13 protein-coding genes are annotated in these 21,317 nt (G+C 54.4%); 10 read left to right on the top strand and 3 right to left on the bottom strand.

Annotation, left to right across the window (positions count from 1 at the left end):
* Entirely contained in the window at window positions 1-1,623 is a 1,623-nt protein-coding gene (locus tag H6F67_RS15130) for a WD40 repeat domain-containing serine/threonine-protein kinase (RefSeq protein WP_190767459.1), read from the top strand.
* A 10-nt stretch (window positions 1,624-1,633) separates the two neighbouring features.
* Here H6F67_RS15130 and hetR read toward each other — a convergent pair whose 3' ends face one another.
* Window positions 1,634-2,614: a heterocyst differentiation control protein gene (hetR, locus tag H6F67_RS15125; protein ID WP_190767458.1), complete on the bottom strand. Its 981-nt coding sequence runs from the start codon at window positions 2,612-2,614 to the stop codon at window positions 1,634-1,636.
* Window positions 2,615-3,015: 401 nt separating this feature from the next.
* Here hetR and H6F67_RS15120 point away from each other — a divergent pair, with 401 nt between their 5' ends.
* The 8 genes from H6F67_RS15120 (at window position 3,016) to H6F67_RS15090 (ending at window position 18,933) form a co-directional block, all read left to right on the top strand.
* A complete protein-coding gene (locus tag H6F67_RS15120) occupies window positions 3,016-5,139 on the top strand; it encodes a cell wall metabolism sensor histidine kinase WalK (RefSeq protein ID WP_190767457.1) in 2,124 nt (707 codons plus the stop codon).
* The gene (locus H6F67_RS15115; protein WP_190767456.1) at window positions 5,129-5,506 is read left to right on the top strand and encodes a response regulator; all 378 of its coding nucleotides are present in this window, start codon (window positions 5,129-5,131) and stop codon (window positions 5,504-5,506) included. The genes H6F67_RS15120 and H6F67_RS15115 overlap by 11 nt, the downstream gene beginning before the upstream one ends.
* Window positions 5,507-6,228: 722 nt before the next feature.
* The gene (locus tag H6F67_RS15110) at window positions 6,229-7,272 is read left to right on the top strand and encodes a bifunctional diguanylate cyclase/phosphodiesterase (RefSeq protein WP_190767455.1); all 1,044 of its coding nucleotides are present in this window, start codon (window positions 6,229-6,231) and stop codon (window positions 7,270-7,272) included.
* A 546-nt stretch (window positions 7,273-7,818) separates the two neighbouring features.
* Window positions 7,819-10,866: an ATP-binding protein gene (locus tag H6F67_RS15105; RefSeq protein WP_190767454.1), complete on the top strand. Its 3,048-nt coding sequence runs from the start codon at window positions 7,819-7,821 to the stop codon at window positions 10,864-10,866.
* Entirely contained in the window at window positions 10,863-17,450 is a 6,588-nt protein-coding gene (locus tag H6F67_RS15100) for a GAF domain-containing protein (RefSeq protein ID WP_190767453.1), read from the top strand. The genes H6F67_RS15105 and H6F67_RS15100 overlap by 4 nt, the downstream gene beginning before the upstream one ends.
* An 8-nt stretch (window positions 17,451-17,458) precedes the next feature.
* Complete coding sequence (locus tag H6F67_RS15095; protein ID WP_190767452.1) at window positions 17,459-17,605, top strand: hypothetical protein; 147 nt, start codon at window positions 17,459-17,461, stop codon at window positions 17,603-17,605.
* A gap of 36 nt (window positions 17,606-17,641) precedes the next feature.
* Window positions 17,642-17,767, top strand: a complete 126-nt coding sequence (locus H6F67_RS28150; protein ID WP_277874598.1) for a hypothetical protein — start codon at window positions 17,642-17,644, stop codon at window positions 17,765-17,767.
* Window positions 17,764-18,933 (top strand): hybrid sensor histidine kinase/response regulator, encoded by a 1,170-nt coding sequence (locus tag H6F67_RS15090; RefSeq protein ID WP_190767451.1) that lies wholly within the window; start codon window positions 17,764-17,766, stop codon window positions 18,931-18,933. Before H6F67_RS28150 ends, H6F67_RS15090 begins: the two co-directional genes overlap by 4 nt.
* Window positions 18,934-18,937: 4 nt before the next feature.
* Here the strand turns inward: H6F67_RS15090 and H6F67_RS15085 are convergent, their stop codons facing one another.
* Window positions 18,938-19,369, bottom strand: a complete 432-nt coding sequence (locus tag H6F67_RS15085) for a resolvase (RefSeq protein WP_190767450.1) — start codon at window positions 19,367-19,369, stop codon at window positions 18,938-18,940.
* A gap of 189 nt (window positions 19,370-19,558) precedes the next feature.
* On the opposite strand from H6F67_RS15085, the gene H6F67_RS15080 reads away from it, so the two are divergent.
* Window positions 19,559-20,239, top strand: coding sequence for a GDSL-type esterase/lipase family protein (locus H6F67_RS15080; protein WP_190767449.1), 681 nt, complete (start codon window positions 19,559-19,561; stop codon window positions 20,237-20,239).
* 51 nt (window positions 20,240-20,290) lie between these two features.
* Here the strand turns inward: H6F67_RS15080 and H6F67_RS15075 are convergent, their stop codons facing one another.
* On the bottom strand, window positions 20,291-21,016 hold the full coding sequence (locus H6F67_RS15075) for a GntR family transcriptional regulator (protein WP_190767448.1): 726 nt from the start codon (window positions 21,014-21,016) through the stop codon (window positions 20,291-20,293).
* Window positions 21,017-21,317 lie beyond the last annotated feature (301 nt).

Genomic DNA, 21,317 nt, shown 5'->3' with positions numbered 1-21,317 from the left:
ATGGTCGATCGCTCCCAAGCCATCACGCCCAATTCGCTGTGGCAGCGCTATCGCTCGGTGCGTCCCCTCGGTCAAAGTCAATTTTGCCGCACGGATTTGGCGATTGATGCGTCCGAAAATCCGGTTGTAGTGAAGCAATTTTTGCTGCCCACTCCGCCGAATTTTGACGGATTAGAGGCGATCGAACATCCGCAACTGCCGCGCCTGATCGATCGATTCGATCAGGTTTTGGTTTACGAATTCATTGCAGGCGAAAGCTTGGCGCAGACGGGGTTGCGAGACGGCAACTTTATTCGGCAACTGCTGATTGATCTGCTGCCTGCCCTGCAAACGATTCACCGCGCTGGCAAGCTGCACGGCGACATCAAGCCGGAAAATATTATTTTGAGTGGCGATCGTCCCTTCCTAGTTGATCTCAACAATGCTGCGGTCATCAGCAGCGCAGGATATGCCGCTCCCGAAGCAGCCAGAGGCGAACCCGAAGCGGCCAGCGATCTCTTCAGTCTGGGCTTGACCTGTGTGCATCTGCTCACAGGTTTGCATCCGTTTGATCTGCGCGAAGTGGACTGGCGATCGCACCGCTCAGATCCGATCGATCCCGCGCTGGCCGAAATTCTCGATCGCCTGCTGCAACCGAGCTTGCGCCGCCGCTACCGAAATGTCGAGGTTGTTTTGCGCGACTTGCAATCAACTCCAGTTCGTTCTGCGATTTCCAAGCCGATCGATCGACCAACCTGGAACTGTCGGCAAGTGTTTAGCGGGCATTCGGGCGACGTTACCGCCTTGGCTGTGAGTCCGGATGGCTACTTTTTTGCCAGCGGTAGCCGCGATCGATCGATCAAGCTGTGGGACATTGCCAGCGGCAAGCTGGTGCAAACCTTCGCAGGGCGATCGCTGTGGTCGGCGAGCGGTCATCGCGGACGGATTAATGCGCTCACCTTCAGTCCAGAGGGAAATTTGCTAATCAGCGGCAGCGACGACGGCACGATTAAGCTGTGGAACCTTGCCAGTCGCAAACTGACCCGGACGATCGAGGCGCATGACTGGGGAGTGGACGCGATCGCCACTGACGCAGAACTGCTGGCAAGCGGCGGGGGTGAAGGTGCGGTGACGCTGTGGGATCTCGATGCAGGCAAGCGGATTCTGTCGGCAGGCAAGCATTCCGAGCGGGTAAACGCGATCGCTTTCAGTCCAAACGGTCAGTTTCTCGCTAGCGGCAGCGATGATCGCACCATTCGCCTGTGGAATCTCGATCGTCAGCAGCTTGATCGATCGATCGAGGCGCACAGTGCCAGCGTCTGCGCTTTGGTCTTTCTAGACGATCGCACCTTGATCAGCGCCAGTGAAGACAAAACGCTGAAATTTTGGCAGGTCGAGCGGGGTGAACTATTGACGATCCTAGCGGCTCATCATTCAGCGGTGACGGCTCTAGCGATCGCGCCTCGCTCGCAAATTGTCGCGAGTGCCAGTGCTGACCAGACAGTGAAGCTGTGGGACTTGTCGGCACGGCGGCGAATTGCCACGCTGGAGCATGATTGGAGTGTCGGGGCGATCGCGTTTACGCCAGATAGTGTGCTGATTAGCGGCAGTGCTGAAACAATTCGCATCTGGCAGCCAAATTGAAGCGATCGCCTCAAGCTTCGTGCTGACCGATTGCCATGTGCAGCACGATCGGTTCGCCGTCGTCTTGGTGGTAGCGGTCTGCCCAATCTTTGACCAGTCGATCGAGTTCCGCCAGCGCGATTTCAATTTGATCAGCAGGAATGTTGAGTTCTTCGACCATGCGTAAAACCTTGGGTTCTCGGTTTGCCCAGCGGCGCATCAGCGCGTAGAAATCGGCAGTGTCTTCGATCGCGGCATAAGCGCGAGCATCGTCATCCGCAGGCGAATAGGACAAGCGTGTCAAGGCATAGAACGGCGTTCCCCAGGGTGCATCAATGCGCGTCACCGTTCCGGAATAAATTAAGCGGCGGCGGATGTGTTCGGCCATTGCTTCGCTCAGGGGCAATTGCTGCTCGATCGGCCAGTCGGCTTGCGATCGCAAATGCAAAAACTCGATCAGATCCATAAACTCCAGCGCGTTGATCAGCCGTGCATTCGGCAAATCAGCGGGCAGAAGTGATTCCACCTGCCGCTTTTCAGCAGGCAGCAAGCTTGATCCGGCAATGCGCGATTCTCCGGGCTGCCAGGGAAACTGCTCTAGCCACACAAACGGAAGCTGAATCAGATAGCGCGGCTCATTGGAACCGAGCGTTTTCAGCATTTTGCCTTCCGTGAGCGCCTGCCGGACTTCTTCGACAATCACCTTGACGCGCTTGGGTTCGATGTGATGCAACTGTCCGGTCAGCCGCAGATTTTGACCTTCTTTCATGTAGGTCGTGTAGATCGCGCACTTGGCCGCTGTTGCTGCCGCATCGAGAAATGCCCCGTGCCGATGACCGCTCGTGCGTAATGCGCTGAATGCCAGATAGAGCATGATTTGATCGAGCGCACTGGCGCAAAACCGCTCGCTGATGAGGCGATCGAGGTCAGCGAGGGTCGCGGGATGTTGCCCAGGTGCTGAAGAGAGAGACGATTCAGCGTTGTCTAAATCGTTGAACTTGCTAAATGACATAGCCTGATGCACCGCTGCTAGATTTCATTGGAGTCAAACTGGAGTTGCCAAAAAGCAGTTCAACTCTGTCTCGATCTATCAAACAGGGGTTAATCATAAACTAAAACTTAAAGGTGGAAAAGTCGGGGAACTTTAGAGCGATACGCCTTTTTGCATTTTACTGGTCGTTTTTTCCCCAACTTTTCCACAGTTCTTTTCTAAAATAATCATTAAGCTCACGCTCGAAATCGCCCCACTGCTTCAGACTGCTCGACCTGACACTGCACTTTTAATTTGCAGTTGATAAGTTGCGATCGACTCGCTCTCTCGGCTTCTTGCGATCGCACAGTTCGGCTTTTTTAGCAATGATCGCTTTTCCCCCATCGTTCTATTGACGCGAGCGACTGCGCGTCGCTAATAGCATGGCTCCTTTGCAAATTTTATGTGCTGCAACCGAGGCAACTCATGCTTTGATTGCTCAGACACTTTTAGTTGATGGTGCAATCTGTCATCCAGTCACCAGGTTGGCCGATTTAGAAGCAGCCCTGTCGCCCGCTTGGGATGCAGTGATCGTCACGGCGATCGATGGCGCGATCGACCCGCTGCTGGCTCTACATCGAGTTCGTGTCTTGAGCGATCTGCCGTTTTTGGTGATTGGCAATTATCTCAGCGCAACTGAGGCGGTCACGCTGATCAAGGCGGGAGCCGACGATTATCTAGAACTTCACGAGCTAGCACGGCTACCTGCCAAGCTTGCTCAGCTTTGCTCAATTCCATTCGGCAAAAAGTCAAACCAACCCTGTACACAGCAACAGCTTGTTGCATTGCGGCAGCAACTCACCGATCAGCGCTTCCAGCTTTACTGTCAGCAACAGCAAATTGTGCAGCAGCTCGATCGAGGACTGACGCGATCGCAAGCGCTAGCAGCCTTTCGCTTCAAGGTGGCGAACGCCACGACCGTAATGGATGCAGTCGCCTTGCTGCCGCCGCTTTGTCAAGCCTTTGGCTGGGATGTAGGCGAAATTTGGGTGGCAACGGCACAAGCGCTTCAGCCGATCGCCCAGTGGCATACAGCCCCCATTCAAAACTTTGAGCTGCACTGCTCACTGGCTGAAGCCGTTTTGCCCAGCAACACAACTGCGCTTCGTTTGCTAGACGCGATCGAAGGTCGCCTTGCTGCCGCCGATGCTCAAGGCTTGCAAACCGTTTGGAGCCTGCCCATTTGCGTCAGCAGCGACGGTTCCACTGCCTTTGGTCATCTCGGCGCTCTGATTGTGTATAGCCGCAAGCCGCAGCCACCCCAACCCGATTTTCTCAAGCTCGCATCTTTACTGACGCAAAGGCTAGGGCAACTGCTAAAGCGGCAGCAGAGCGAACTAGCTTTGCAGTTGCTTAGCGCGATCGTCGCAGCCACCGAAGACGGCATCATCAACATTGATCTTGAAGGTCGCATCTTGAGCTGGAACGGCGGGGCAGAACGCATCTACGGCTACAGCGCAGCGGAAGCGATCGGGCAGCCGATCGCCAAGCTGATTCGCTCCAGCGACGATCGACTCTGGCTCAATGCTGCGCTGGCTGGGTCGCTGCTGGCCGGATCGATCGCTCGCCATCCTGTTCAGCATCAGCGCAAGACGGGTGAATCGATCGAGGTGATGATGGTGCTTTCACTCATTCACGTTCAGCGGCGAGTCAGCAGCGTTGCCATCCTCGTCAAAGACATCACTCCTCACCCTGGCCTCGATCGTCTGAAAGATGAATTGATCTCGACCATCAGCCATGAATTGCGTACGCCAATTGCCGCGCTGCACGGATCAGTTGAACTGCTGCTCAGCGGCAAGCTGGGCGAATTGACCGATCGCGGCCAGCAATTGCTGAAACTGGCGGCTCGCAACAGCGATCGCTTAGTGCAGGTAACAAACAATATTTTTGATCTGGCTCAGTTTGCGGCGGGGCAGGTTGAGCTTTTGTCGCAGCCCTGCCAGATTGTAGAGTTGATCGAGCAGGCGGCGATCGCCGTGCAGCCCGCCGCCGCCCAAGCCAGCATCAATTTGCGACTGCACCTTCAACCGATCGAAATCTTTGCAGATTCTAATCGCATTACTCAAGTTTTGACGAATCTGCTGAACAATGCCATTAAATTTTCAGCAGCGGGCGATACAATCTGGCTAACCGTAGAACAACGATCGAGCCTTGCCCTTCCTGCCACCTTCCCGATCCCCGCGTCCGCCGAGTCTTATGTCGTGATTCAGGTCAAAGACGAAGGACTGGGCATTCCCGCCGATCGACTAGAAGCAATTTTTCAGCGCTTTGGGCAGGCTGACGCTTCGGACGCTCGCCCTCAGAGCGGAGCCGGACTCGGTTTAACGTTATGTCGCAGCATTGCCCATCGGCATCAAGGCCACCTTTGGGTGGAAAGCAAGGTCGGGCAGGGCAGCAGCTTTTATCTGGCGCTCCCGATCGCCGCGACGGTTTTTCCCACACAACCGGGGAACACTAAAGGCGATCGCGGGGTGAAAAATTTACTGGAGGTTGCTCGTGGCAGCTAAGCGCGTTTTAGTAATCGACGATGAAGATGACATTCGTGAAATTGCACAGATGAGCTTGGAAATCATGGCAGGGCTAGATGTCTGCGTGGCGCGATCGAGCCGAGAAGGATTAACCCTAGCCGAAAGCGAGCAGCCAGACGCCATCTTGCTCGATGTCATGATGCCCGACATGGACGGCGTTGCCACGTTCCAGCAGCTTCAGGCAAATCCGGCCACCCAGCACATTCCAGTCATTTTGCTCACGGCAAAAGTGCAAGTGTCTGATCAGCGTCGCTTTGCCGATTTGGGCGTCAAGGCAATGATTGCTAAACCGTTTAAGCCTGCCAAACTCGCTGAGCAGATTCTGCAAGTGCTTGGCTGGAACTAAGCCGCAGTTCACCAGGGCTGATGTAGAATTTCCAAATCATTATTCTGACTGCTCAAAGTCAATGCGATCGATTTAGCTTGCTGCGTTACTTTGAAGGCTGCTTGCATCATTTGAAGCATGGTTAAATCATTTTCTGCATTCAGCCGAAACGGAAATGCACAACATCTGCTCGATCGAATATTCCTCGACGACGCACTGCAACCTTGTTATTTCTTCTGTTTTTGCAATTTCTAGAAAAGCCAGCATTTGCTGAATTGATTTTTCAATTGAGCACTTGTATGAAATGCAGACATTACTAGCAATGCTCGATCGAATTGCGGTCAAACTTCTTGTCGGACAAGGCGTGCCGTACCTCAATATCTCGGCATTCATGTGAATACTACTATCGATACAGAGCTAGCAAGATGTTTTTTAGTTAGACTATAATTTCAACTTGCTTAACCACAGGAGTTCACCAGATGCGATCGCGCTTGAAGCCAGTTTTCTCCGCAAATTCATCAGCGGCGATCGCGGCGATCGCCACAAAAACTCATGCTTACACTGATACTTAAGTCGAAGATGACATGAGAGAATTTTGAATGTTCTTCGTGTTAATCAATTCGTCTTTTCGCGAACCGTTTTGTGTTACGCGATTCGTTTTTTTGATGGTTGCTGTTTCCTGCCTGATAAATTCAGTATCCAGGTTGTTCTCCGAGGTACTGCATCTATTTACAACAATTTTCATGACTTTGAGCAAACCCTACACACAGAACCACTTGGATTTTGATTCCGCTGCACAAGAAACGGCACTTGATATTAGTCACGAACTGCGAACGCCGCTGACGGCGATTCAAGGTGCACTTGATCTGCTCGACAGTGGCAGGCTGGGACTTTTAACCGAGCAAGGACAACGGATGGTTTCGATCGCAGCAAGCAACGTTGAGCGGCTGATGCGGCTAACGACCACGATCGAGCAAGAGCCAAACACAATTTTCAATCTTGTTTCGCCCGAAGAATTGGCGCGGCTGCGGCTGGAAACCGAACTGCGATCGGCGGTTGCACATGGTGAATTGCGACTGCACTACCAGCCCTTGGTGTCGCTTGCAACCTGTCAAATCAACGGCTTCGAGGCGCTATTGCGCTGGCAGCATCCAACCTTGGGATTGCTGGCACCAACTGAATTTATCAGCATCGCCGAAGCAAGCGGTTCGATTCTTGAGATTGGCCTGTGGGTGTTGCGCGAAGCTTGTCACCAGCTTTATCAGTGGCAGCAGCAATTTCCCGATCGATTTGGCAATCTTTCGGTGAGCGTCAATTTGTCGAGTCGTCAGTTGACCTGCATTGACTTGGCTGCACAGATCGATCAGGTCTTGCAAGAAACCGGGCTGGCCGCAGAATTTTTGAAGCTGGAAATTACCGAGACGGCGGCGATGAACAATGCCGAAGTGGGCAAAAACGTGTTGCATCAATTGCGATCGCTGGGCGTCCAGCTTTACATTGACGATTTTGGGACGGGGTATTCTTCGCTCAATCGCCTGTATGATTTGCCGCTCGATGTGCTGAAGATCGATCGATCGTTTGTGCAGCAGCTTGACTCTGAGCGCGGCGAATACCTCGTGCGGGCGATCGCAAATTTAGCGCGCAGCTTGGGGATCGATGTAATTGCCGAGGGTGTCGAAACGCAAGAACAAGTGTTAAAACTGCAATCACTAGGCTGCTATCGAGGGCAAGGTTATTTTTTTGCCAAACCGCTCAATAGCGAAGCCGTCGTTCAACTGCTCTGCTAATTCACACTCATAGGACAGCGGCAGAGGCCGTGTCAAGTTTCGGCTGAAAGCGCAAACCCATTCAAATGGGTTGATCCTCGCGAGTTTGTTCTGGCAGCCCTACGGGATCGCCAGTCCGTTTTGGGGACTGGCGCTTTGAGCTAGGAAATTGATTTCCTGGTTCCTAAGTGCGTAAGTCCTTATTCAGCCAGTTGCAGAACAGCCACCGCCAAGGTTGCAGTCAACGATCGTAGAAAGCAGCAGTCGATCGAACATCTTGCCGATCGCTTGATGCCCGAAGGGGGCGATCGCAAAGTCGCGATCGGTTCAGCTTCTGTTCCATCCAGTTCCCAGCAAGACAGTTCTCAGCAAGGCTGATTGCGAATCTTCGATTTTTGATTCAGGATTTTCACGAGGATTTACCCGTCTCTATTTACGATCGTCAAATCAAGCACTAATCAGTTTTGCCAGCTTATCGTAAGAAATACGCCGATTTGAACTCGATCGCCCACCTCCTACATCTCGGATCAACCTTTCAGCCTGCTAGCCCATGCCAGTCAGTTGCCGATGAAGAAGCCATTCCGCTCCAAAATGAAGCCGCGCCGCTGGCCGCTCCGTCTGGTGCTGGTCGTTCCTTTTGTGCTGCTGACTTTGGGAGCGGTAAGCTTAGTCGGTTATTTTTCCTACCGCAACGGAGAAATGGTGGTGGCCGAACTTGCCGAAGAAATTCGGACGGAGATTGCGGCTCGCATCGAGCAAAAGCTCACCGATCACCTCGAAACGCCGCTGATTGTTAATCGTGTAAACGTGGATGCGCTGGAATCTGGCTTAATCGATGCCCAAAATTTAAGCGGGCTGCAAGGCTATTTGATGCGGCAGTTGCAGCAGTTTCCCACGCTCAGCGGCATCACGATCGCTACTGAGAAACCGGACTACATCGGCATTCTGTACGCCGAAGATGGCTCGATGGTGCTGTCGCGCTGGAATCGATCGCAAGGGGGACTGATTGACTCCAAAATTGACGCGCAAGGCCGCATTCTTTCTTCAACGCTCGATTCCGACTATGACCATCGCCAGCGTTCTTGGTATCGCAACGCGGTAATTGCCGATCGCCCCTTCTGGCAAGGTGCTTACCTAACGTTGAATCCGGCGCGGCTGGTGATTTCAGCGGACGCAACCTTTCAAGATGAAGGGCTGTTGGGCGTGGTTAATGCTGAAGTGAAGCTGTCGAGCCTGAGTGAATTTTTGGGCAGTTTGAAGATTGGGCAGACGGGCGCGACCTTTATCATCGAGCAGGACGGTTTGCTGATTGCGTCTTCGGCAGACGAGCCGCCGTTTGACCTGGTAGATGGCGAGCAGCAGCGGCGATCGGCCTTGGACAGCAAAAACCCACAAATTCAAGCAGCAACCCGCTTTTTGAGCGAAAAATTCGGCGATTTGCACCAAATCGATCGCCCTCATCAAATGATGTTTAACCGCAACGGCACACCCGAATTTCTAACGGTGATGCCGTTCGGTCGCGACTTGGGAATCAACTGGCTGGTCGCCGTCGTTGTGCCCAAGTCTGACTTTACTCGCCAAATCGCGGCGTCTAACCGAAACACGCTGCTGCTGTGTTTGGCGACGCTGCTGGCGGCGATCGCTTTAGGTTTGCGTACATCGCGCTGGATCGCTGAGCCGCTGCTGCGGATGAGTCGAGCGAGCCGATCGATCGCAGCGGGCGAATTCAATCAGCGTGTCCCTGTTGATTTACCTGTCACCGAACTGGATGTGATGGCGCAATCGTTTAATCAGATGGCAAGGCAGATGGGGCAATCGTTTGAGCGAGTCAACGAAGCGCTGCAAGCGTCGGAGGCGAAGTTTACAAAAGTGTTTCGCGCCAGTCCTGATGCGATCGCGATCACCACTGTCAGCAGCGGACGCTATCTCGATGTGAACACTAGTTTTTGTCGCATCAGCGGCTACGATCGCGCTGAAATTATTGGCCGCACGCCGTTCGATCTGCAATTTCCCTTGACGCCCGAAGGCTTTACCCGCTTTGGAAAAATTCTGCGTCAGCGGCGCACTTTGCACAATGTCGAAGTCGCGTTTCGCACCAAAACCGGAGAAGCCAAAACTGCTTTGGTCTCTGCCGAACTGATCGAAATCGAAGGCGAACCGCGCATCCTCGCAGTGATCAAAGACATCAGCGATCGCAAACGCGCCGAAGCCGAACGTCGCCGCATCGCTCAAGAGCGCAAGCAAATCGCACTGGAACTGGAACGCGCTAAAGAAGCTGCCGAAGCTGCCAGCCGCGCCAAAAGTCAATTTCTTGCCCACATGAGCCACGAACTGCGATCGCCACTCAACGCGATTTTGGGCTTCACGCAGCTCATGGCGCTCAGTCACCAGTTGCCTGCCGACCATCGCGAATATGTCGATATTATTCAGCGCAGCGGCGAACATCTGCTGCAACTGATTAACGACATCCTCGACTCGTCCAAAATCGAAGCGGGTCGCTTAACGCTGGACGAAAGCTGCTTTGATCTGCACCGTTTGCTGCAAGAACTGCTCGAAATGTTTCAGCTCAAAGCACAAGACCGATCGATCGCCCTGAAAATCGATCGCGCTCCTGCGCTGCCGCAGTGGATTTGCGCTGACGAACTCAAACTTCGCCAAGTGCTGATAAACCTGATCGGCAACGCAATTAAATTCACGCAGTCCGGCAGCGTCACGGTGAAGGTCGTCAACGGCCAACACTCGGCACCCACCACTTTGCATTTCTCTGTTGTTGACACGGGCATTGGCATCGATCGCGATCGACTTGACACCATCTTTGAAGTGTTTGTACAAACGGCAAGTGGACGACAGACAGCAGAAGGCACAGGGCTGGGACTGTCGATTAGTCAAGGGTTTGTGCAGTTGATGGGCGGCAACATTACGGTGCAAAGCGAAGTGGGACAAGGCAGCGTGTTTGAATTTGCAATTCCGGTCGGAATCACGACTCCGCCGCTGCCGTCTGAGGCGTTCCGCTGCTTAGTCGGATTGGACGATCGCGATCGACCGCTGCTGTTGGCGCTGCTGCGATCGCTGGGCTACCGCATTCGCGAGGTAAGCAGCGGTGAGGAAATTGTGGCGCTGTGGAAAACCTGGCAGCCCCATTTCATCTGGCTCGATCTGCAACTGCCCGCCGGAATCGACGCGCTGCGCCAAATTTGTGCCCTCGGTAGCAATTCACCTCCAGTGATTTTTGCGATCGGCGATGCGGAAGCGCAATCGATCGCGCAGGCGGCAGGATGCAGTGATTTTCTCGTTCGTCCACTGCACAAAACTCAAGTTCGCGTCAGCATTAAAAAATATTTAGACTCGAATGATCAAAACGACGCTGCACCTGTTGCAGTACCGGATCTGACCCACTTGCGCCAGCAGCTTGCTTTACTGCCAAACTCGTGGATCGCTAGGCTTCATCAGGCGGCGCTGGAAGGCGATCGTGACTGGATGCTGTCGCTGGTGGCGGAAATTCGCCCGCAGCACGAGTTTCTGGCGGAGGCGATCGCCCGCCTTGCCAATCATTTTCAGTACGTGCAGCTCCTCACGCTCACTCAGCCTACCCAACCGCCCGAACGGACAACATGAACGCTGCCGATTTCTGTGAATCTGATGATCGCTTGGAAAGCATTTTGGTGGTGGACGACAATCCCACGAACCTTCAGCTTTTGGCTGAAATGCTGATCGATCGCGGCTACAAAGTGCGGTTTGCGCCCAGCGGCGAACTTGCCTTGCAGTCTGTGCTGTCGCGCCAGCCAGATTTGATTTTGCTAGATGTGATGATGCCGCAAATGGACGGCTTTAGGGTGTGCGAAAGGCTCAAAACCGACGATCGCACCCGTCACATTCCGGTAATTTTTCTGAGTGCGCTCAGCGAAGCCAATCACAAAGTCCGCGCTTTTCAAGTCGGCGGCGTAGACTACATCACCAAGCCGTTTCAGATGGCCGAAGTGATCGCTCGCGTCGAAAACCAACTGCGCCTCCAGCGGCTTCAGCGACAGCTTTTCGAGCAAAATCAGCAGCTCCAGCAGGAAGTGCGCGAACGCTTGCGCGTCGAAGACGAACGCCAAACTGCCGAACTGCTGCTGCGCCAAACCGAAGAGCGCTGGCAGTTGGCGCTTCAGGGAAACAATGACGGCATTTGGGACTGGAATATTCAAACCGGACAGGTGTTTCGATCGCCGCGAATGCTGGAAATACTCGGCTGCGATTTGACGCAAACTCTGGATACGCGCGAGGCTTGGATCGCTCGCATTCATCCGGACGATCGCGAAGCAGTGCAGGCGGCAATGCAGGCGTATCTCGATCGCCAAACGCTGTTCTATCAAATGGAATATCGCGTCTGCTGCGATGACGGGTCATACAAATGGGTGCTAGGGCGCGGTCAGGCGCAGTGGAACGAGGCGGGCGAACCGCTTCGCATCGTCGGATCGACCAAAGATATTTCCGAGCGCAAGCAAACCGAGCAGGCACTCCGCGAAAGTGAAGCCCGCTATCGCCTGATGTCAGAAAATTCCACCGACATGATTTCGCGCCACACACTAGACGGCGTATTTCTGTATGCGTCGCCTGCCTGTCGATCGCTCCTCGGTCACGACCCGGATCAACTGCTGGGTCGATCGCTGCTGGAATTTGTCCACCCGCACGATCAAGGCGCAATGATGCGGATGCTGGATGTGGCCGGACGCATGGCAGGCGTTCACACACAAAGCTATCGGGTGCAAGATCAGCCGCGCTGGATCGAAATGTCCTGCCGCGTCGTGTGCAGTGTCGAGCTAGGCAGCGAACCGGAAGTGATTGTCGTGTCGCGAGACATCACCGAGCGCAAGCAGGCCGAAGCCATGCTGGAGCGGCAACTGCACCACACGCTGATCTTGCAGCAAGTCACCGATGCGATTCGATCGCACATCGACAGCGAACTGATTTTTGAAACGACTGTTGTGCAGGTAGGCAAAGCGTTTGAAGCGGATGCCTGCATGATCAAAACCTATGTGGCAAGCGTGCCGCCGCGCATTCCAGTCGTGGCCGCCTACAGCATTACGGGCGAGATGATCGACCCAGATCTGGATGTGCCTGTAATCGGCAATCCGCATGTGCAGCAAATCCTCGCGTCCGATCGCGCTGTTGCCTCGCCGGATGTGTTTACCGATCCGCTGCTTGCCCCAGTGCGATCGATCTGCGAACAGTTGGGCATTCAGTCAATGCTGGCCGTGCGAACGTCCTACCAAGGTCAGCCAAACGGAATCCTTTCAATTCAGCAAACCGCTCGCCGCGACTGGACGGTGGATGAAATTGAATTATTGGAAGCGATCGCCGCGCAGGTGGGCATTGCGATCGCTCAGGCGCGACTGCTGGAACAGGCGCACAAGCAGCGCGAAGCTTTGGACTATCACAACCAACTGATGCGGCAGGAAATTCGCGACCGCCGCTTGGCCGAAGCTGCCCTGCAAGCGTCTGAAGCCGAACTGCGAGCGTTGTTTGCCGCCATGACCGATTTGGTGATGGTGGTCGATCGCGAAGGCCGCTACTGCAAAGTTACGCCCGCACATTCCGATCGCTTGGTGCAGCCCGCCTATGAACTGCTGGGCAAAACCATTTATGAAGTATTTCCGCTCGAACAGGCCGATCGGTTTCTGGCGATCATTCACACAACGCTGGCCGAACGCACCACGCAAGAATGCGAATACTGCGTGACGATCGGCGATCGCGAATTTTGGTTTAGCGCCAAGTCGTCGCCGATTTCCGACGATCAGGCGATCTGGGTTGCCCGCGATATCACCGAGCGCAAATCTGCGGAAGCGGAACTGCGAGCCAGTGAAGAACGTTGGCAACTGGCAATTCGCGGCAACAACGACGGCATTGCCGATATCGACTTGCGGCACGATCGCGTTTTGTTCTCGCAGCGATGGAAGGAAATTTTGGGCTATGGCGAAGAAGAACTCTCCAACTCAGATGAAGAATGGCGCAGCCGCATCCATCCCGACGATTTCGATCGCGTCATGCAGGCAAACCAAGCGTATCTGTCGCGCCAAATGCCGCAATATCACGTCGAATATCGCCTGCGCTGCCGCGACGATCGCTACAAGTGGGTAGTCTCGCGCGGACAAGCGCAGTGGGATGAATGCGGCCAGCCTGTGCGGTTTGTGGTTTCGACTGGCGACATTAGCGATCGCAAACAGGCCGAAGTGGATTTGCTGCGAACGTCAGCAACGCTGGCCGAATTCAGCACGAACCTGAAGCATCTGCACCGCCTCAACGTGACGCCGTTCGAGTCGATCGAAGCGCTCTGCGCGGAATACATCCAAACAGGCTGCAAAATTCTCGACTTTTCCACTGGAGCGGTTGGGCGCGTCGAAACTGACAGCTACACGATTCGCTCGATTCACTCGGATATTCGGTCGCTCGCACCAGAGCAGCGTTTCAGCCTCAACGATGTTTATTGTGCACAGGTGGTGCACGATCGCCACACCGTTTGCTACAGCCACGTGGGAGCGATCGAGTCGATGAGCAATCATCCGCTGTATCTCGCCTTGGGCATCGAGTCTTACATTGGCACGCCGATTTTTGTGGATGACCAGGTGTATGGCACGCTGTGCTTTTTCTCGCAGCAGCCCCGCCCCGATTTTGTCAGCCACGAGCGCGAAATCATTGAATTGATGGCGCAAAGCATCAGCAAATTCATCAGCACGCACCAGCTTGAACTGCAACGCCAGCGAGCCGAAGAAGAAATTCAGCTTTTGCTGAGCATCACGCAGGCGATCGCGGCTGCCCAAGATTTTGATTCGGCTTTGGAAGTGGCGCTGCGTGCCCTTTGCAACACCACAGGCTGGATCTATGGCGAAGTTTGGCTGCCCGCCGCCGATCGCAGCGTGCTAGAGTGCAGCCCGATTTGGCACTGCAATTCGGCAGGCGCAACGGCAGGCGCGATCGCGGCTGTGAATGAATTTCGCCGGAACTTGGCAGGTGTCACGTTTGAACTGGGGGAAGGAATTGCGGGGCGCGTTTGGCAGCGGCAGCAGCCTGAATGGATTCCCGACATTGACGAACCCGTCGATAGCGTTCCGCATCCGGTTCACGATGAACGATTGCGATCGCAGCCCGCCCGCAACTACGGCATGAAAGCGCGATTTGGCGTGCCGATTACGGTCACAGGAAACGCCTCTGAGGGCACGAGCGTCGTTGCTGTCTTGGTCTTTTTTATGGTGGAATCGCGCCAGCAGGACGAACGACTGATTCAGCTTGTGGCCGCAGTCGCCGCTCAGCTTGGCAGCGTTTTGGCTCAAAAGCGAGCCGAAGCCGAACTGCGAGCGTTATTCTCGGCCATGACCGATGTGGTGCTGGTCTGCGATGCCGCCACGCGCTGCCTCAAAATTGCGCCGACCAGTCCGCCCTACAAGCTGCCCGGCTACATTTTGGGTCGATCGCTGCATGAAGTGCTGCCGCCCGACATGGCCGATCGCCTGCATCAAGGCATTCAAGCTTGCCTGCACGATCGCACCACTGTCAACCTGGAATATGCTCAGGCGATCGACGGGCGCGATCGCTGGCTGTCTGCGAATATTTCGCCGCTCTCGGATACAACGGCGATCATTGTCGCTCGCGACATCACCGCAGCCAAACAGAGTGCCGCCTTGCAGCAGCGGCAAGAAGCCGCTTTGCGCCTGATTGTCGAAGGCACAGCAGCCCAAACGGGCAGCGCATTTTTGCAGTCGCTAGTGCGCTATTTGGCCGAAGTGCTGCAAGTGCGCTATGCCGAAATTGCCCAGTGCATCACACCTGGATCGACGCAGTTGCGATCGCTGGCCTTTTGGTGCGGCGAAGATTTCGCGCCCGACACCGACTACAGCGCGATCGGCACACCGTCTGAGCAAGTGCTGCAAGGCGAAGTCTGCTACTATCCAGACGCAGTTCCGACGCTGTTTCCCACCGACACCGAGCTGCACGAACTCGGCGTCGTCAGCTACTTGGGCTTGCCATTGACCGATGCAAACGGCCAAATTCTGGGCGTCCTCAGCGTCATGGACACTCAGCCGATGGTCAACGATTCCACGCATCATTTGATTTTGCGGATTTTTGGCGCGAGAGCCGGAGCCGAACTCGATCGCCAACTGGCCGAAGATGCGCTGCGCGAAAGTGCCGAACGCGAACGCGCCACTTTGCGCGTGGTTGAACGAATGCGCCAAACGCTCGAACTTGACCAGATTTTTCGCGCCACAACCGAAGAAATGCGGCAGTTGTTGCGCTGCGATCGCGTGGCTATTTACCGCTTCAATCCGGACTGGAGCGGCGGCTTTGTGGCCGAATCTGTTGCAGCAGGTTGGGAGCCGCTGGTACAGCAGCCTATCGAAGATGTGACACTAACCAAGCGAGCGACAGATAGCGATCGCTGCATTGTGCGGGCTTGGGGCGCAGTCGATTCTGTCGAAGACACCTATCTCCAAGAAAATCAGGGTGGACGCTACAAATGCGATAGCTATCTTTGCGTGAACGACATCTACAAAGCTGGATTTTCGCCGTGCTATGTCGAACTGCTAGAGCGCTTTGAAACCAGAGCCTACCTGACCGTGCCGATCTTCCAAGGCGCAAAGCTGTGGGGCTTGCTGGCGAGCTATCAAAATTCCAGTCCGCGCAGTTGGAAAGAATCCGAAGTCAGCCTTGCCACGCATATCAGCACACAGCTTGGCATCGCCCTTCAGCAGGCCGACTTGCTCGCGCAAACGCAGCAGCAGTCCGCAGAACTGGAACGCGCCAAAGATGCTGCCGAAACTGCCAACCGCGCCAAAAGCGAATTTCTCGCCAACATGAGCCACGAACTCCGCACACCACTCAACGCTATCTTGGGCTTCACGCAACTGATGAGCCGCGATCGCCTGCTCAGCGCCGAAAATCGCGCCAACCTGGAAATCATCAACTCCAGCGGTCAGCATCTGTTGGGACTGATTAACGACGTGCTGGAAATGTCCAAAATCGAAGCGGGAAGCCTCAAGCTCAATACCGGATGCTTTGATCTCAAAGCGCTGCTCGATCGCCTTGAAGCCATGTTCCGCCTCAAAGCGATCACCAAACAGCTTCACCTCCAGTTTGACCTCGCCCCGGATCTTCCTCGCTACATCGACACCGACGAGCGCAAACTCCGCCAAGTCCTGCTGAATCTGCTGGGCAACGCGATCAAGTTTACAAATGCGGGACAAGTGACGCTGCGGGCTTGGGCAGAAGCAAGGCAGGAGGATCGATCTTTCCTGACTCATCCTTCATCCCTCATGCTTCACTTTGAGGTTGAAGACACTGGAGTTGGCATTGCCCCCGAAGAAATGAAAACGCTCTTTAGTGCATTTGTGCAGGCGCGATCGAGCCAGATGGCCCCCGAAGGCACAGGGCTGGGCTTGGCGATCAGCCGTCGCTTTGTGCAGTTGATGAACGGCGACATCACGGTCGAAAGTCAAGTCGGGCGGGGCAGCATGTTTCGCGCCACGATCGCAGCAAATCTTGCGGAAGCTCTTGATTTACCCACTTCCTCAGTGCAATGCATTGTCGGACTGATGCCTGACCAGCCCACCTACCGCTTGCTGGTGGCCGAAGACCAATCAGAAAACAGTCAACTGCTGCTGAAGCTGCTGACGCCGCTGGGCTTTGAAGTGCAGCGGGCAGAAAACGGCAAAGAGGCGATCGCGCTGTGGCAACAGTGGCAGCCGCACTTGATTTTAATGGATATGCGGATGCCCGTGATGGATGGCTATGAGGCGACGCGCCAGATCAAAGCCAGCACGAACAAACCACCCATCATCATTGCCGTGACGGGCAGCGCCTTTGAAGAAGATCGATCGGCGATTTTGGCAATTGGCTGTGACGACTTTTTGCGAAAACCGTTTCACCCCGACGAAATTTTGGCGAAGCTAGCAGAGCATCTGGACATCCGCTATCTCTACGAGCAGCTAGAAGCGCAGACGGACACCGCGCCGAAGCTCGATCGATCGGCGCTATCCGTGATGCCGCCCGACTGGATTGCCCGACTGCATCGTGCCGCCAGCGGCTGTAGCGATCGCCAAGTGCTGCAACTAATCGAGCAAATTCCGCCTGCCGAAGTAGAACTCGCCAACGCCCTCCGCGACCTTGCCTACAACTTTCGCTTTGATGACATCGTTGAACTAACAACTCGTTCAGAAACAAATTAAGTGCTGTAGTGCAGACTGAGGTATTGCTTGCCAAGCTCGGACAGTACCTGGGGGTAGACTACAAATATGAGCCTGCCGATCGCACTTTGCCGATCGCGGCTGTCGAATCAATTCAGCACGAGCTAGCAGCAATGCCCGCCGACTGGATTGCTTAACTTCGTGAAGCAGCGCAGGGCTGTCGCGATCGCCAGGTGCTCGACTTGATCGAGCAGATTCCGGCTGAAAAAGTTGTCCTTGCTGATACGCTGGCAGCGCTTGCTGCTGACTATCGCTTTAACGATATTTTCAACCTGATTACCGTCACTGCCCAGACATGAATTCAATTCCTGCCCTCACCAAAGGCAACATCTTGATTGTGGATGACACGCCCAATAATTTGCGGCTGCTCTCAAGTATGTTGACGCAGCAAGGCTATGAAGTGCGTAGTGCGATTAGCGGTGCAGTGGCGCTGATGGCGGTGCGAACGGTGCATCCCGATTTGATTTTGCTCGATATTAGTATGCCAAAAATGGGCGGCTATGAAGTGTGCGAACAGCTCAAAGCTGACCCACAAACTCAAGACATTCCCGTTATTTTTTTGAGCGCATTGAGTGAAGCGATCGACAAAGTTCGCGCTTTTCAAGTCGGCGGCGTAGACTACATCACCAAACCGTTTCAGGTTGAAGAAGTGCTGGCGCGAGTCGAAAATCAACTCACCTTGCGCCGAATGCAAATGGATCTTCAGCAGGCAAAGGCCGAAGCGCTGAAAGCACTCGAGCAAGAAAAAGAATTAAACCGCCTGAAAACCGAATTTGTCTCGATGATTTCGCATGATTTTCGCAGCCCGCTCACAAGCATTCGCGGCTTCTCGGAACTGCTGCGGCAAACGCTGCCATCCGGCAAGCCCGCGCTATCACCGGACGTGCAAGCCCGCTACTTTGAAAAAATCGATGGCGCGATCGATCACATGTTGAATCTGCTTGATGAAGTGCTGCTCATTGGCAGCTTGGAATCGGGCAAAGCGCGATATGAACCGATCGCAATGGATCTCTTCAGTTTCTGTCAGGAACTGGTTGAAGTATTGCAGGTGAGTAGCGATCGGCATCAGCTTCGATTGGTTTGCAGCGGTGTCTCCAATGTGGGCGAAATTGATCCGACGCTGCTGCGTCAAATTCTCACCAATTTAATTAGCAACGCCATGAAATATTCGCCAAATGGCGGCACAATTCAATTTACGCTGGACTGTCAAGACGGCTGGGCAACCTTTCAAATTCAAGATCAAGGCATTGGCATTCCTGCCGCAAATCAGCCACATCTGTTTGAAACCTTTTATCGATGCAATAATGTCGGCTCCATTAAAGGTACGGGCTTGGGTTTAGCCGTTGTCAAGCGCTGTGTAGAAACTCATCACGGCAGCATTTCGATCGCTAGCACTGAGGGCGTCGGCACCACTGTGACAGTGACCCTGCCGCTGCGGGCGATCGAGCCGCTAGCTTCCGCCTGAAGTGCTATTTCACCAGTCGCTCTAGGTAGCGTTCAATCAGCAAAATCGCAACAATATCGTCAATGGGGCGATCGATGACGCGCAGGCCGATCGGCAACAGCCGCGACAACCCTTTGGGCGGAAACATCTGCCAGTAGCGATCGCGAGCTTCTAAGGTGCTGTAGCGCTCGTCTACCATCACCACGCGCAGCGGATCGGGCAGATCGAGCAATTTTTGCTTCCATTCCAACGCGCTCGTTTGGTCGCCCATCACCAAAATGGAAATCGGATATTGTTGACGGAGCGTTTGAACTGTGGGGATCGCATCCGCCGACGCAATCACGGCGTGATAAAACAAGTTGCGATCGAGTCCCATCACGGCAAATCCGCACTTTTGGCGTCCGGGGTCAAATCCTAAAATGACAGGCTGTCGAGGTGGCACAGGCGAAAGCGGCATGAACGATCGTTAAAAGGGGTGCGGCAGCTATTGACTAATTTAACGTGAGTCTTCTTCTGAAAACCGTTCGATCTGGACGCGATCGACACTCACTGAACGATCGCTGCGCCTTGTTATTTTTTGCAACAAAACCGACATAGGATCATAAAATTCCAGAAGTAAGTATTCTCTGCTGCATTTTTTGACTTCATGCAAACGCTCGCGAACGTTTCTGAGTTTCGTCTGGATCGCCTGCACGCTGCTCCGTTGCGAATCATCGCACTTGGCGACAGCTTAATTTATGGTTTTGGCGACTTGGAAGGCGGCGGCTGGGTAGAGCGACTGCGGCGACAGTGGATGCAGCCCGACAGCGCAGGACACGCCGTTTACAACTTGGGAATTCGCGGCGATCGCGTCGGTCAGGTTGCCCAGCGGCTCGAAGCGGAATTTCGCAATCGCGGCGAACTGCGGCATCGTCAACCGGATTTGATCATCCTCTCAGTGGGCGTGAATGATTCTGCGCGGCTTGGTTCGCCCAACGCTCGCAACTTCACCGAATTCAGCTTGTTTCAGGCGGATTTGACGCATCTGCTCGATCGCGCCTGCCAGCTTTGTCCGGTTCTGTTTGTCGGCATGACGCCCGTTGATGAATCGCGAATGCCGTTTGCCGAAGCGCTCTACTACAGCCACGCCGACCAATATCGCTACAAAGAAGCGACTCGCCTCGCCTGCGCTGCCCGCAAAATTCCCTACCTTGATGTGTTTGAGCAGTGGCTTCGACACGACGATTGGCGATCGCGCCTTTCTGCCGATGGCCTCCATCCCAATGTCAAAGGCTACACCGCCCTGCTGCAAGATTTTCTGAATTGGAATGCGATCGCTGTGCCCTAGCGAACGGGTTCGTTTGAGTCGAGTTTCAAGAGCAACAGCAGCCAAGCGGATTCAATCGCTCGATCGCCCCCAATTCAACTGTTCGATTACGCGCTGGCGACTCGCTTCGAGATGTTCGCGCATGGCAGCGATCGCAGCTTCGGGGTTTTGCTGAGCGATCGCCGTATAAATTTGACGATGTTCAACGCGAATTTCGAGAACGCTGGGATTTTGGCGCGTAGTTTGGGTACGCAGCAAGGTCATTTGGCTGAACACCTGTTCGAGCAAAAAGACGAGCCAGCCATTGCCCGACGATTCCGCGATCGTGCGGTGAAAGCGATAGTCGAGGTCGAGCATTTGCACATGGTGCTGCGGTTGGGCAGCAAGCTGTTCGGCCTGCGTGACGATCGCTTCGAGTTCGCGCAGTTGGCTGGGGGAAGCGTGGCGGCAGGCAGACTCGATCGCCAGTTGCTCAAGCGCAATGCGGCAGTCGTAAAGCTGTTCGGCATCGGCAGCAGAAACTTTGGCAACGCGCAGATTGCCGCTCGCATCGGTTGTCACCAGCGTTTCGCGCTGAAGCTGGCGGATGGCCTCGCGAATCGGAGTGCGGCTGACCTGAAGCTGTTCGGAAAGCTGCGTTTCGATCAAGCGAGAACCAGCAGGAATTTCACCGGAAAGAATGCTCGATCGCAAGGTTTCATAGATTTGCTCGTGTAGCGATTTACTGCGCTGAATTGAGGAGAGCGAAAGGGTCAACGGTTCCTCCCAGATCCGAACGGCTAAATTGCCAACAGGCATCGTCCACAGTATACAGGGAACAACTCGATCGCCGCTAGAGCAACGTCGATCGCCTGCAAGAACCACGAATCGTATTCTGTCTAACAGTTTCTCTGGGCAAATCTTTGTATACCGTATGCAGCAGCTCCGCTTAAACTTCCCTGAATTCTTAAAGTTTGCCGCCCCAAAACTGTACTTTTTAATACAATTACAGCAATCCTAAATAGGAGATGAACAGTAGCCGTACATAAATGCTTTGGCAAAAGCAAAGGTTTGACAATGTGTGACTAATTGAAACAGAAACTTGACCGACCCAAATCTT

Origin of the sequence: Microcoleus sp. FACHB-1515, assembly GCF_014696105.1 — a bacterium.
In the GTDB taxonomy this organism is placed as follows: domain Bacteria; phylum Cyanobacteriota; class Cyanobacteriia; order Elainellales; family Elainellaceae; genus JAAUTJ01.
This window is presented reverse-complemented; position numbering and strand designations above follow the sequence as displayed.